The organism is Photobacterium sp. MCCC 1A19761 (assembly GCF_037389125.1).
GTDB lineage: Bacteria > Pseudomonadota > Gammaproteobacteria > Enterobacterales > Vibrionaceae > Photobacterium.
Window position 1 is genome coordinate 67,189 of sequence record NZ_JAZGTF010000015.1, and the last position, 12,745, is coordinate 79,933.

At 53.5% G+C, this 12,745-nt stretch carries 11 protein-coding genes; 8 read left to right on the forward strand and 3 right to left on the reverse strand.

Annotated elements, in window-relative coordinates; translation table 11 throughout:
* Window positions 1-35 precede the first annotated feature (35 nt).
* From VV869_RS15040 to VV869_RS15050, 3 genes are read right to left on the reverse strand one after another with little or no spacing between them, the layout of a single operon-like run.
* A complete protein-coding gene (locus tag VV869_RS15040) occupies window positions 36-851 on the reverse strand; it encodes a GDSL-type esterase/lipase family protein (protein WP_337735741.1) in 816 nt (271 codons plus the stop codon).
* Window positions 848-1,732: an N-acetylmannosamine kinase gene (locus tag VV869_RS15045; RefSeq protein ID WP_337735742.1), complete on the reverse strand. Its 885-nt coding sequence runs from the start codon at window positions 1,730-1,732 to the stop codon at window positions 848-850. The genes VV869_RS15040 and VV869_RS15045 overlap by 4 nt, the downstream gene beginning before the upstream one ends.
* Window positions 1,729-2,430: a putative N-acetylmannosamine-6-phosphate 2-epimerase gene (locus VV869_RS15050; protein ID WP_337735743.1), complete on the reverse strand. Its 702-nt coding sequence runs from the start codon at window positions 2,428-2,430 to the stop codon at window positions 1,729-1,731. The genes VV869_RS15045 and VV869_RS15050 overlap by 4 nt, the downstream gene beginning before the upstream one ends.
* Before the next feature lie 237 nt (window positions 2,431-2,667).
* Between VV869_RS15050 and VV869_RS15055 the strand changes: the two genes are divergently transcribed.
* From VV869_RS15055 to VV869_RS15090, 8 genes are all read left to right on the forward strand, one after another.
* Window positions 2,668-3,633: a sialic acid TRAP transporter substrate-binding protein SiaP gene (locus VV869_RS15055; protein WP_337735745.1), complete on the forward strand. Its 966-nt coding sequence runs from the start codon at window positions 2,668-2,670 to the stop codon at window positions 3,631-3,633.
* A gap of 43 nt (window positions 3,634-3,676) precedes the next feature.
* Window positions 3,677-4,186 (forward strand): TRAP transporter small permease, encoded by a 510-nt coding sequence (locus VV869_RS15060; protein WP_337735746.1) that lies wholly within the window; start codon window positions 3,677-3,679, stop codon window positions 4,184-4,186.
* Between the two features lie 9 nt (window positions 4,187-4,195).
* The gene (locus tag VV869_RS15065; RefSeq protein WP_337735747.1) at window positions 4,196-5,479 is read left to right on the forward strand and encodes a TRAP transporter large permease; all 1,284 of its coding nucleotides are present in this window, start codon (window positions 4,196-4,198) and stop codon (window positions 5,477-5,479) included.
* Between the two features lie 60 nt (window positions 5,480-5,539).
* Window positions 5,540-6,436 (forward strand): dihydrodipicolinate synthase family protein, encoded by an 897-nt coding sequence (locus tag VV869_RS15070; RefSeq protein ID WP_337735748.1) that lies wholly within the window; start codon window positions 5,540-5,542, stop codon window positions 6,434-6,436.
* A gap of 133 nt (window positions 6,437-6,569) precedes the next feature.
* The gene (locus VV869_RS15075) at window positions 6,570-7,406 is read left to right on the forward strand and encodes a MurR/RpiR family transcriptional regulator (protein ID WP_337735749.1); all 837 of its coding nucleotides are present in this window, start codon (window positions 6,570-6,572) and stop codon (window positions 7,404-7,406) included.
* A 190-nt stretch (window positions 7,407-7,596) separates the two neighbouring features.
* Window positions 7,597-8,754, forward strand: coding sequence for an N-acetylneuraminate epimerase (locus VV869_RS15080; RefSeq protein WP_337735750.1), 1,158 nt, complete (start codon window positions 7,597-7,599; stop codon window positions 8,752-8,754).
* A gap of 13 nt (window positions 8,755-8,767) precedes the next feature.
* The gene (locus VV869_RS15085) at window positions 8,768-9,853 is read left to right on the forward strand and encodes a YjhT family mutarotase (protein WP_337735751.1); all 1,086 of its coding nucleotides are present in this window, start codon (window positions 8,768-8,770) and stop codon (window positions 9,851-9,853) included.
* Between the two features lie 827 nt (window positions 9,854-10,680).
* Window positions 10,681-12,678, forward strand: a complete 1,998-nt coding sequence (locus tag VV869_RS15090; RefSeq protein WP_337735752.1) for a HAMP domain-containing methyl-accepting chemotaxis protein — start codon at window positions 10,681-10,683, stop codon at window positions 12,676-12,678.
* Window positions 12,679-12,745: the final 67 nt, after the last annotated feature.

Sequence of the window (12,745 nt, forward strand, 5' to 3'; positions counted from 1 at the left end):
TTCAGGACAACCCTCTCAATCAGGCCCCGCCATTTTCAAGTGAGTAGGGGGGCGATGAGCAGCCGCCATTTCTGGTAGGCGACGGCATTGAGGTGGAGATCATCGCGGCTGTGCTCGGCAAGGAGTTGCTGCCGCTCGCTCAGCGCTGCATTCACATCAACAAAACGAAGACCTCTTGCGTGGCAGGCTTGTCTGAGATGCTGGTTGAGCAGCGCCACTGACGGGTTTAACGAGGCCAGCCGGCTGCCAACATACAGGGTCGACTGTACAACCGGCTCAATGGCGTGTTGTTGCCAGAACTCGAGCATTTCTTCATACCGGCCAAACACGGCTTCGACCGTTTCATCTTGGGCCAGGTCGTTGATCCCTGCCATCACAAAGACTCGCTGTGGCTGCAGTTGTAACGTGGTGTCTATCCGGCACAACATTCCCCGGGTGGTATCACCGGCCAGACCCCGGTTGGCCAGTTTGATGCCGGGAAACATCTCAGACCACATCCCCCATTCGGTAATCGAGTCACCGAACATCACGACATCCGCCAGGGTCCCGAACGTGCGGTGGCAGTCGGTCATCTGTAAGGATCGACTGATAAAACCGGCGGTTTGCTTCACACTGAGCTGGTCACAGAGTGCAGTCAAGCGCTCGGCGTCATTCGTAGTGTCGGGAAGCTGCGCTAAGATGTTGTAGGCGTCACTTAGAAACAGCCTCTTGTTCCAATCCGGATTTTGACTCGCGAGGTTACGGAAGAGATTTTCCAGAAACAGATACGGCGATACCGGCTTCAGCCTATGGCACAGGGCGATAAGATCGGTGTCGGCATCCTGTGCATCGGGCCTGATGTGCTGGCTCATTGCGACGCTCCTGACGCCAGTCGGGTGTGAAGACAGGCTGCGCCAAGCAAGCACGCGTCATGATCGCCCTGGGCCGCAACAAGCTCGACCTGGAAAAACGGCGGCTTGGCCGCGAGGTGCTGTTTCACCCGCTCAAGGTATCCTGCCGCTAAGCCTATCCCGCCGCCCAGTACGATCACCTCTAAATCCAGGGTAGCTTTTAAATTCGCGCATAAGGTGGCGACGGCTTGGGCACTGTTCTGAATGATGGCCTCGGCCTGTGCATGTTCCGGCGCCATGTCGAACAGCTCCGGATTGCGAATAGACGAAGAAATAAGTTTCCGAGCCAGCGTTTGAATGGCGGTACCCGAAGCCGTTGCTTCGGCGCAGCCAGTTTGGCCACAGCCGCATAGGGGGCCAAATCGGTCAATCACGGTGTGACCAATGTGGCCGGCGAAATTCTGCGCCCCGGTATGCAGCTTGCCGTCAATCACCAGCCCGCCGCCAATGCCGGTCGATACCGTCAGGTAGGCCATATTGCGATATTTCCCGTCCAGACGTTGATACTCATACCATGCAGCGGCTTGAGCGTCGTTCAGCATGCTGACGGGCAGCTGGGTTTGCGATTGCAAGGCGGCTTGCAGCGGGAACGGCGCCGGGAATGCCAGGGTGACCGGATTGATGGCAGTAATTCCGGCCTCGGTGACTACCCCTGTGGTGGAGACACCGATACAGTCTGCCTGTACCAGCCAGGGGCGGCATGCTTGAAGGATCTCGTCGGCGAACGCATCTGCTGTGGTGACCGCGGGCGTCGGGATCTGTTTGCGTTCGGTCAAAACGCCAGCCTGGAGTAAGCCTAGGGCGACTTTGGTCCCGCCGATGTCAATTGCCAATACGTTCATGAACGCGCTCCTGCGGTTTGGGTTGCCTGATTGAACCAATGGGTCACAATTTCCAGCCGGGTGAGGGCAGAACCGACTGTGACAGCCACTGCGCCGCACTCAATGGCTTTTGCTGCCAGTTCCGGGGTATTGAAGCGGCCTTCTGCCATGGTAAAGAAACCTTGGGCAGCGAATTGGCGGATCAGTTCAAAGTCTGGCTCAGTCGGTTCCGGGCCGCCAACATAGCCGGACAGGGTTGAACCGATGATCTCAACGCCTTGTCGATGGGCCCAGAGGCCGTCGTCAAAACAGGAGCAATCTGCCATGGCCAGGCACCGGGTTTCGGCAATCGTATCGGCAATCATCTCACGGGACGTCGGGCGGGAGCGATCCGTGGCATCAAACGCAATGATACTCGCGCCGGCTCGCTCTAAATCGAAGACATCTTCGAGAAAAGGGGTGATCCGAACCGGGCTGTCCGGCAGGTCGCGTTTGACGATGCCGATCACCGGGATTCGAACTTTTGCAGTCACCGCGGCAACATTGCTGACCCCTTCAATACGAAGCGCCTGAGCTCCTGCTTGCTCAGCGGCCTGGGCCATCGCAACAATAAAGTCGGTTCTTTCCAACGGGCTACCGGCCACCGGCTGGATAGAGACCACGGTCTGGCCATTCAATTTTCTTTTGAGTTCACGGAGCTGGTTCACTTTGGTTTTCATACTGTGCCTCTTCTACTGCTGTGAGGGTCACGGAGCTGTGTGCCTGGGCCACAACCAATCGCAAAACCGGCTCTATGCTTGAGAAAGAAGCGATTGGCTGTCCGTGATCACATTTTGTAAAAACTTGGTTTGAAAATAATCTTCACCGCAATAATAATCCATTAAAAAGATTTTTTTCAAATTAAATAAAAATTTTTTTTATCGTATAACTCAGGTGTAGAACAGAAAGGAAATCATATGAAAGGCATCAATAAACTGACGTTGGTCTTGCTCTCGCTGGGAGTAACGGTATCAGCGCAAGCGGCGACCACACTGAAAATGGGCATGCAGGCTGCTGTGGGCTCCGTGGAATACAACTCAGCCAAAATGCTGGCAGATACCGTCGATCAGATGAGTCACGGCGAATTAAAAATCACCCTCTACCCGAGTGCGCAGCTCGGAGATGATCGCGCCATGATGCAGCAACTGACCTATGGCGATCTGGACCTGACCTATGCCGAATTCGGGCGGATTGGTCTGTGGATCCCGCGGGCTGAGGCCGTTGCTCTACCTTATGTCGCAAAAGACTATGCCCATATTCGCCGGATGTTTGAGTCCGAGTTCGGGCAAGGGGTGCGCGATGAGATGCTGGCCAAATTCAACTGGCGTGCGCTGGATACCTGGTACAACGGAACCCGCCAGACCACCTCGAATCGTGCCCTGAAATCGATCCAGGACTTTCAGGGGCTGAAGCTGCGGGTGCCGAACGCTAAACCCAATCTGAACTTTGCGAAACTTTCCGGCGCTTCTCCGACACCGATGGCCTTCTCGGAAGTGTACCTTGCACTGCAGACCAATGCGGTAGACGGCCAGGAAAACCCGCTGCCAACGATCAAAGCGATGAAGTTTTACGAGGTGCAGGACAACCTGGCGATGACCAACCATATTGTCAATGACCAGATGGTGCTGGTTTCAGAAACATCGTGGCAAAAACTGTCCGAGAAAGAGCAACAACTGATCCAGGATGCTGTGGAGAAAACCGGTGCAGCGCATACGGCGACGGTGAAAGCGCAAGAGGAAGAACTGGTGTCCTTCTTCAAGTCGCAGGGCGTGAATGTGACTTACCCGGAACTGACGCCGTTCCGCCAGGCGATGGAGCCGTTGTATCGCGAGTTTGATCAGAAGATCGGCGAACCGCTGATCAACAAACTGGCCAATATGTAATGAATGCTTGGCTGGCTGGAAACAGTCAGCCCTGGAGCGAAACATGCGACGTAAATTGATAAGTAACATTGAAGAAATCATCACGGTGCCGTTGATGATTCTATTGCTGGTGGTCCTGACCTGGCAGATCGTGACGCGCTGGTTGTTTAATGATCCTTCTCTTTGGAGTGAAGAGCTTGCCCGGGTGCTTTTTATGTATATGTCGCTGATTGGCTGCGCCATCGCCATCAAGCGCAATTCACATGTAAACATCACCTATTTCTCCGACAAGTTGCCGGAAAAACTGCGCCTGATTTTGGCACTGACCCTGGAGGTCGCGGTGCTGATTTCTATTTTCGCCATTATTTATCTCGGTTATCAGCACGTCCAGCGCAATGCGTTCTTTGAACTCATTACCCTGGGGGTTTCAAGCCAGTGGATGAACTACAGCTTGCCGCTCGGCGGCTTGTTTATGGTCTTTCGTCAGCTTCAGAAAATGCTGGCCCTGGTTGTGCAATACCGCCGCGCAGGGAGTGCAGCGATGCACCAGCGCTCCAAAGAAATTCACCGGTAGGAAAATGTTATGACAGGTTCAATATTTGGCTGGCTTGCGCTGCTGTTTGCAGGGATGCCGGTCGGTTTCTCGCTGATTTTTGTGGCATTGGTTTTTCTGGTGCTGACTCAGAGCACCGGGATTAACTTTGCCGCCCAACAGATGCTGGGGGGGATCAACAACTTTACCTTGCTGGCGGTCCCGTTTTTTGTGCTGACCGGCCACCTGATGAACAGTGCCGGGATCACCGAGCGTATCTTTGATTTTGCCAAAGCCATGGTTGGTCATATTACCGGTAGCCTTGGCCATGTGAATATTATGGCAAGCCTGCTGTTTTCAGGCATGTCAGGCTCAGCACTTGCGGATGCGGGCGGCTTGGGTCAGCTTGAAATCAAGTCGATGCGAGATGCCAAGTATGACGATGATTTTGCCGGTGGTTTGACGGCAGCCTCCTGTATTATCGGCCCGCTGGTCCCGCCGTCGATCCCGCTGGTGATCTACGGTGTGGTCTCGAATACCTCGATTGGCGCCTTGTTTCTGGCCGGTGCCATCCCCGGATTGTTGTGCTGTGTGGCGCTGATGGTGATGAGCTATGTGATTTGTAAAAAGCGCGGTTACATCACCTTGCCTCGGGCATCCCGTCGAGAGCAGTTGAAACGTTTTAAAGAAGCATTTTTGTCTCTCCTGACCCCGGTCATCATTATTGGCGGGATCTTCTCAGGTAAATTTACCCCGACCGAAGCGGCAGTCGTGTCATCGCTCTATGCCTTATTTCTTGGGGTGGTGGTTTATAAGCAGCTGACCTGGGGCGGTTTTCTTCAGGTTCTGCAAGAGACGGTCAATACCACGGCGGTGGTTGCGCTGATGGTGATGGGGGTGACCGTCTTCGGATGGATCGTCGCCCGCGAACAGTTGCCGCAACTGCTGGCCAGCTATTTCCTGACCATCAGTGATAATCCGCTGATCTTGTTACTGCTGATCAATTTGCTCTTACTGTTCCTCGGCACGTTTATCGAGTCGCTGGCCTTACTGCTGTTGCTGGTGCCCTTCCTGGTGCCGGTTGCCTCGGCGGTGGGGATTGATCCGGTTCACTTCGGGGTGATGGCCATCCTGAACTTGATGATCGGGATCTTGACGCCGCCCATGGGTATGGCGCTGTATGTTGTTTCCCGGGTGGGGGATATACCGTTCCATACTTTGACTCGAGGCGTTCTTCCGCTGTTGGTTCCGTTATTTATTGTGCTTGCTCTGGTTGCGATCTTCCCGCAGATCACTCTGTTTCTGCCCGAGTTGCTCCTGGATTACGGGCAATAACTGATAACCGCCAAATGCAATTCTATTTGGCCCGAAATATAAGATGAAAGGTATTTGAAGATGAAAAAATTAACCGGACTGATTGCTGCGCCACACACGCCGTTCGATGCGAACAATCAAGTCAACTTCTCGGCAATCGATGAGATTGCTCAGCTGCTGATTGAGCAGGGCGTGCAAGGCGCGTACGTGTGCGGGACAACTGGGGAAGGGATTCACTGCTCGGTTGCAGAACGTAAAGCCATTGCCGAACGCTGGGTGAAGGCTGTCGACGGTAAACTGGATATTATTCTGCATACCGGCACCTTGAGCATTGTGGATACGTTAGAGCTGACGCGCCATGCTGAAACGCTGGACATTCTCGCCACCTCGGCCATTGGTCCATGTTTCTTCAAACCGGGCAGTGTTGCTGATCTGGTCGAGTATTGCGCGCAAATTGCCGCCGCAGCGCCATCAAAGGGTTTCTACTACTACCATTCGGGGATGTCCGGAGTGAACCTGGATCTGGAACAGTTCCTGATCCAGGGGAACGAGCGAATTCCCAACTTGTCGGGCGCGAAGTTCAATCATGTTGATTTATATGAATATCAACGTTGTGTGCGGGTTGCCGGCGGAAAATTTGACATGCCATTCGGGGTGGATGAGTTTTTCCCGGCCGGGCTGGCAGTGGGGGCCGTCAGTGCTGTGGGCAGTACTTATAACTATGCTGCGCCGCTGTATCTGGAAATGATCGACGCGTTCCAGCAGGGGCAGCACGAGCAGGTGGCACAGATTATGGACAAAGTGATCGCTATCGTCCGTATCCTGGTGGAATACGGCGGCGTTGCAGCCGGGAAAGCGGCCATGCAACTCCATGGCATTGATGCCGGTGATCCGCGACTGCCGATCCGTGCGCTTACTGCGGCGCAGAAAGCCGATGTGGTCGCCAAGATGCGTGATATTGGTTTTCTCACGGCGTAACTGAACACAAAAGGGGCGCAAGCCCCTTATGTCCTGTTACAGAAATTATCAATGAAGCTGTAGGCTTATGGTGTTAAAAGACCCATGTCTTTGATACTTTTACAGCAGTATAAAAATACCCAAAGAGGCCAGTGTGAGTTCGCCTAAAAATCTATTAGTTCGGTTACGTTCCAACATAGAGCCGTTGAGCAAAAAGCTCAGAGTGGTTGCTGACTATATCCTGGCAAATGCTCACGACGTTCAATTTCAAACCATCACGGATTTGGCGCGTTATACGAAAACCAGCGAGGCGACGGTTGTGCGCCTTTGCCGGGATATGGGCTACAAAGGTTATTCTGATTTTCGAATGGCATTAGCCGTTGATCTCAGCCAGACAGCCAGTAAGCCTCTGGCGGAAACTGATGGCGATATCTGTACGATCTCTGCGCAAAGTGCGGTGGCGAGTTTGCAGGATACGGCAAAGTTGATCGATCGAAACTCGCTCCAGCGGATTTGTGAGCTGGTCCATGAGGCGAAGTTTATCAGCTGTGTGGGAGTGGGAGCCTCCAGTATCGTCGGCCACTATTTGGCGTTCCGCCTGTTGCGCATTGGTAAGAAAGTCACCATGTACGAAGATACCCATTTAGCGGCCATGAACGCGGTCCGGTGCACGGCAGGGGATCTGTGGTTTTCGGCGTCCAGCTCAGGGTCAACCAAAGAAGTTGTCTACGCGGCCAGTCAAGCGTATGCCCGTGGTATTCCCGTCGTCTCTCTTACCAATGTCAGCCACAGCCCTCTGACGGCAGTGTCGACCGAAATGCTGGTTGCTGCCCGGCCCGAAGGCCCGCTCTCCGGCGGCGCGTTTGCTTCGAAAGTGGGCGCCCTGTTGTTGGTGGATGTGCTGATTAATACGTTACTCGACACTTATCCCGAATACTCAGAATCCGTTGTCGATACTGCGGAAGTGGTGATGCCATTATTGAATGGCTGACGATTCCTGACGGATGATTCATGTTTTTTCGTAAGGCTCATTCAAGATGAGCTTTTTTTTTACCAAAAAATAAAAATTATTTTTATTGTTAAATTGATCAAAGAAATATTTTTTCATTGATCGATAATTGGACTGGTTTTAATTCGCAGCGATGGCAGCTTAGGCCATTCATGATAAGGAAATCAGAACAATGAATAAGATATCCAATCCTTTCACTACACCTTTGCTTGCAGCTGTTGTGTTCGCCAGTACTGGTGTGAATGCAGACAATCTGTGGCCAGATTTACCAGTGGGGATGAAAAACGGGGTCGGCGCCCAAATTGGCGATAAAGTCTTTGTAGGTTTGGGCTCGGCCGGTAAGACGTTTTACATGCTGGATCTGCAGCAGCCGGAGCAAGGCTGGCAACAGAAAGCAGCATTTATTGGTCCGGCGCGCCACGGCGCCACGGCAGCGGTTGTTGGGGACGACATCTATGTGTTTGGTGGTTCGGGTAAGGCCAAGTCTGCAGATGTATCCCCGGTGCTGTTTGAGACCGTCTATCGTTACCGCCTGACAACCGACACTTGGTCACAGGTCGACACTTCGTCCCCTGTCGGCTTATTAGGGGCAGCCTCATACTCACCTGACGGGCAACAGATAGTATTTTTTGGCGGATACAATAAGGCCTATTTCGATCAGTACCTCTCCGATATCAACACGATTGACAAAAAAACACAGCCCGCGGCTTGGCAGAAGGTTGTCGATGACTACATGGGAATGCCGCCACTGGATTATCGGTGGAACCGCCACGTCCTGAGTTTTCATCCGGCAAGCGGCCAGTGGTCCGAGCAAGGGCTCTCTCCCTACCTCCCCAATTGCGGCTCGGCGCTGGTCGCCGAAGGGCCGCTGGCGACGCTGGTGAGCGGTGAAATCAAACCGGGATTGCGTACCGCAGAAGTAAAACAATATCGCTTCGGCGAGAAACAGCCCTGGCGGAGCTTACTTTCTCTTCCAGCGCCTGAGCCATCTGCCGTCCAGGAAGGGATGGCCGGTGCATTCGCCGGGATCAGCAACGGCGCGCTGATCGTGGCTGGGGGGGCGAACTTTCATGGCGCAAAAGCGGCCTTTGAAGACGGAAAACTGTTTGCTCATAATGGATTGCAGAAAGTATTTAATCCGCAGTCATATGTGTTGCAGAACGGTCTGTGGTCGCAGTCAAGCGATTTGCCAGAAGGGTTGGCCTACGGGGCCTCATTTACCGTTCAAGATGGCGTGTTGATCGTCGGCGGTGAAAAAAGTGATCGCCAGGCGAGCAATAAAGTGTATCTGCTCGCCTGGAATGGCTCATCTGTCGAGATCACCGATTAACAGGAATGCTGCCATGACCCTTCATATCACTTCTTTTGCCAAATTCCCGGTGGGACTGAAAAACGGCGTCGGCGGAAAAATTGGCCGCCGACTTTACGCTGGATTGGGGAGCGCAGGGAGCCGCTTTTTTTGTTACGACCTGGATGCCCCGTCTCTGGGTTGGCAGGCAGTTGCAGCGTTTCCCGGCATTGCCCGAAACGATGCGGTTGCCATCCCGGTTGCTGACGGTTTGTATGTCTTTTCCGGTGCCGGCTCGACAGATGCAGCGCATCCCCCTCAGGTTTTGATGGACGGATATTACTTTGATGGCCGCACTGGCCAATGGCAGCAGTTGGATACTGTTCTTCCGATTGGGTTATTGGGGGCTTCAGGATGTGAGATTCAGCCGGGCTATCTGGTATTTTTTGGCGGTTATAACAACGTCGTTTTTGACCGCTTTCTGGCTTCGCTTGCCAAAGTCGATCAAAACCTGGAGCCGGAGCGTTACCAGCGACTCTTCAGGGAATTTATGTCACAACCGGTCGAGGCTTATGGCTGGAATCAGAATATCTGGTGTTTCGATGTCGAGCATAATCATTGGCATATTTTACAGCCGAACCCTTTTTCAGCAAATTGTGGCGCCGGGATGATTCACGATGGTCATACCGTCACTTTGATTGAAGGTGAAATTAAGCCGGGTCTCAGAAGTACGCAAATCAAACAGTTTATTTTCCATTCACGTCATGAAATCTCCTGCCAGCTTATCCCATCAATTGTGGCGAGTGACAGCGACCATGAGGGGCTGGCAGGCAGTTATTCCGGCCAAATCAACAATAACTATGTTATTGCGGGTGGCACGTATTTTCAGGGCAGTCAGCACAACTTTCGGAAAGGGCAGTGGTACACCCATCTCGGGCTCACCAAACATTACACCGATAGCATTTGGCGGCTCGATGGGACGTGTTGGCACAAAGTTGGCTGTCTACCGTCTGGTGCTGCGTATGGCATCAGTCTTACTACGGACAATGGAATGATATTGATCGGAGGAGAAAACTCACAAGGAGAACCGCTCACAAGTTGCTATGTGTTGGACTGGATTGATCCATCTGCTCCGCTCTAAAACAGACAGTCAATCTTTGATCAATCACTTTAGCAATTGAGTACCCGGCGCCCCAAATTCCCCCAATCAAGGCGCAGGGTGCTCCCCAATGCGCAACAACCTTAATCAACGCACAGTTTGGCATTCTTGATATTGATGGCACTGCGCCGAGTACTGAGATCCGATGGATGGTGATCGATATCGGGCTGGTCGGGAAGTAACGTCCAACGGATTATCTTTAACCTGCACGGGAAATACTGAAGGCTAAAACGAAATTTATCACTCGTAAGCTGGATTGTGTGATTTCTGCCCGGTCGATGAAAAAAAAGGAGGTCACCCTGAGTGACCTCCTTTTTTATTTATCCCTAGCGTTGACGATGTCTTTGCTGGCCTTCGAGTGCACGGACGCCATTTGATTTTGTATTGTTTGTTCAACGTCCAGGCGCTACGGCGTTAGATCTTAATCCGTTCACCACATTCATGGCAGCGGTGGACTTCTTTATAAATCATTCGTTGCCAAAGTGTCCGTTTGATTCGCTGTAGACGTTTGTGATGACACTGCATCCCTTATCCCCTTGTTCTTCAGTTCTGTTTTTCGATTCAACGCCGCGGTTTGCGCGTCGCTTTCTTGTTGATATTTATATTATTGAGGTAGGGGTGAATGCTACGTGAACGAGATTGGCCGTTTCACATTGATGGAATCAATGATTTGGTTGCATATGTTGGTGATTGCGTATCAAGGAGTGGTTGATCACCGTTTGGAGAGAACAATCGGCGTTTGTTGTTTATTCCCTGGTTTATTAACACTATATTAACCTTTCTGTGGTGTAACAACGGACTGACTGCCCATGACATTTTCTATTGCCAGAAAACTCAGGATGAGTTTTTTGTTGATCATCGCGCTGTTTATCGGCGCTGCCGTGATCCTCTATCAGCAAATCGGCCAGGTCGAGCGGAGCGCCCGCTCTTTGCTTCATGATGATTTACCGACGGTCGAAGTCAGCCGTTCGTTACAGCAATCCGTCCAGGCGTCGCTGTTGACGCTGCGCGCTTATATGTTGCTCGACGGTGCCGGGGAGGAAGCCCAGGCTTTAACCCGGCAGATGAACGGGATTTTCTCTCAGGTTGAGCAGCAACTGGAGGCGTTGAGCCCGCTGGTGAGCGACACGCAATCTCGGCAACTCAACGACGTTTGGCAGACATTGAAGGCCAGCGAGCAGGCGATTGTAGCAATCAGCCACAGCGAAGAGAATTTACCGGCGCATGCTCTGATGCAAAATGAAGCGGCACCAATCGCGGAAGTGGCTTTAGATCAGTTGCAAAGCCTGATCAATGAAGAAGTGACCAACCCCGAAGGGGGTGAGCGGAAACGGCTGATGAAGTTGTATGCCGATAGCTACACGTCACTCTCAAATGCGCTGGGCGTGTTGCGCGATTATTTGTTTGATGGCCAGACGGCACGACTGGAGAAGTACCAGGAGTTGATGGCGCGTCATCAACAGGCCGTGGCTGAGATTCAGGGCAAGCAACACAGCTTAAGCAGCAGTGATCAGGGGTTATGGCAACTGTTTGAAGAAATGCAGCAGCTGTATCTGCCGCTGGCCGAGCAAGTGATTACATTGCGTCAGTCGCCGCAATGGAATCGGGCGAACGATATGATGGCGCAACAAACAGCCCCGGCTGCGGCAACGCTGGCTGAGATCCTTGATGGCGTAGTCTCTGCCCGGCAGGCGCAGGCCCAACAGGGCGGGGTGGCGGTTGCTGAGAAAATGGATCAGATCACCATGACCTTGATTGCGGTCGTGCTGGTGGCCGCAACGAGTGCTTTGCTTGTGGCGACCTGGCTGGGCCGCCATATCGGTACCCGTTTGGCACGGGTGGTCAAACGGGCCGATGACATCTCTCACGGTGATTTTTCCGGACAGCCGCTGGCCGGGGAAGGCCGGGATGAAATTGCAGCCTTGGTGAATGCGGTAAACCGAATGACAGCTTCCCTGTCGTCCCTGGTGACCGGGGTGAGCGAGAAAACGGCCGGGGTTGACCGCAGCATGGATCAACTGCTGGTGAATAACAGCGGTACGGCCGGCGAGGCGGTGAAACAGGCGGAGAAAGTCAGTTCGATGGCTGCGGCAATCGAGGAAATGTCGGTGACGGCGGATGAGACGGCCCGGCATACCCAAACGGCTGCCGCGGATTTGCAACAAGCCGTGTCACAACTCACCGATGGCGAGCAGGCGTTGGCCCGGAACCAGCAAACGGTGGCTGAACTGAATACCCTGATCGGCCAGGCCAGCAGTATGGTGGAGCACCTCAGCGCGGAAAGCGATCGTATTGAGCGGGTGACGGAAGTGATCGAAAACCTCGCCGGGCAGACCAATTTGCTGGCGTTGAATGCGGCGATTGAAGCGGCCCGGGCCGGTGAGCAGGGGCGCGGATTTGCGGTCGTGGCTGATGAAGTGCGGTTGTTGGCGCAGCGCACCACCGATTCCACCACGGAGATTAACGCTATTGTTCAGGCGATTCAGGGGTCGACCCGTCAGGTGGTTTCGGTGATCGAGACCAGCCAGACCCTGGTCGGGACCGGCACCGAGCACACCGTCGCCGCTGGCGAGACGTTGCAGGCGACGATTCGCTCGATGGATGACGTGGCGGAGAAAGTTCGCAATATGGCCGTGGCGACAGAGCAGCAGTCGGAAGTGGCCGCGTCGCTGGCGAGTCTGGTGCATGAGCTGTCCGGCTCGGCCAGCGATGTTTCAGGCCACTGCGACTCAGCGCGTCAGCGTGCCGAAACGATTAAAGCCCAGGTGGACGATCTCAATCAGGCCATGCAGAAGTTCGCGGTATAGACGTTCGGGACCTCGAGAATATGCCGCCGGTACCCGGCGGCTCAATAAACCGGATGCTGCTCCATGC

What these genes read in the sequence shown, in the direction of transcription:
- VV869_RS15040 (WP_337735741.1), bottom strand. Translation starts at nt 851, where the DNA reads ATGAGCCAGCACATCAGGCCCGATGCACAGGATGCCGACACCGATCTT.
- VV869_RS15045 (WP_337735742.1), bottom strand. Translation starts at nt 1,732, where the DNA reads ATGAACGTATTGGCAATTGACATCGGCGGGACCAAAGTCGCCCTAGGC.
- VV869_RS15050 (WP_337735743.1), bottom strand. Translation starts at nt 2,430, where the DNA reads ATGAAAACCAAAGTGAACCAGCTCCGTGAACTCAAAAGAAAATTGAAT.
- VV869_RS15055 (WP_337735745.1), top strand. Translation starts at nt 2,668, where the DNA reads ATGAAAGGCATCAATAAACTGACGTTGGTCTTGCTCTCGCTGGGAGTA.
- VV869_RS15060 (WP_337735746.1), top strand. Translation starts at nt 3,677, where the DNA reads ATGCGACGTAAATTGATAAGTAACATTGAAGAAATCATCACGGTGCCG.
- VV869_RS15065 (WP_337735747.1), top strand. Translation starts at nt 4,196, where the DNA reads ATGACAGGTTCAATATTTGGCTGGCTTGCGCTGCTGTTTGCAGGGATG.
- VV869_RS15070 (WP_337735748.1), top strand. Translation starts at nt 5,540, where the DNA reads ATGAAAAAATTAACCGGACTGATTGCTGCGCCACACACGCCGTTCGAT.
- VV869_RS15080 (WP_337735750.1), top strand. Translation starts at nt 7,597, where the DNA reads ATGAATAAGATATCCAATCCTTTCACTACACCTTTGCTTGCAGCTGTT.
- VV869_RS15085 (WP_337735751.1), top strand. Translation starts at nt 8,768, where the DNA reads ATGACCCTTCATATCACTTCTTTTGCCAAATTCCCGGTGGGACTGAAA.
- VV869_RS15090 (WP_337735752.1), top strand. Translation starts at nt 10,681, where the DNA reads ATGACATTTTCTATTGCCAGAAAACTCAGGATGAGTTTTTTGTTGATC.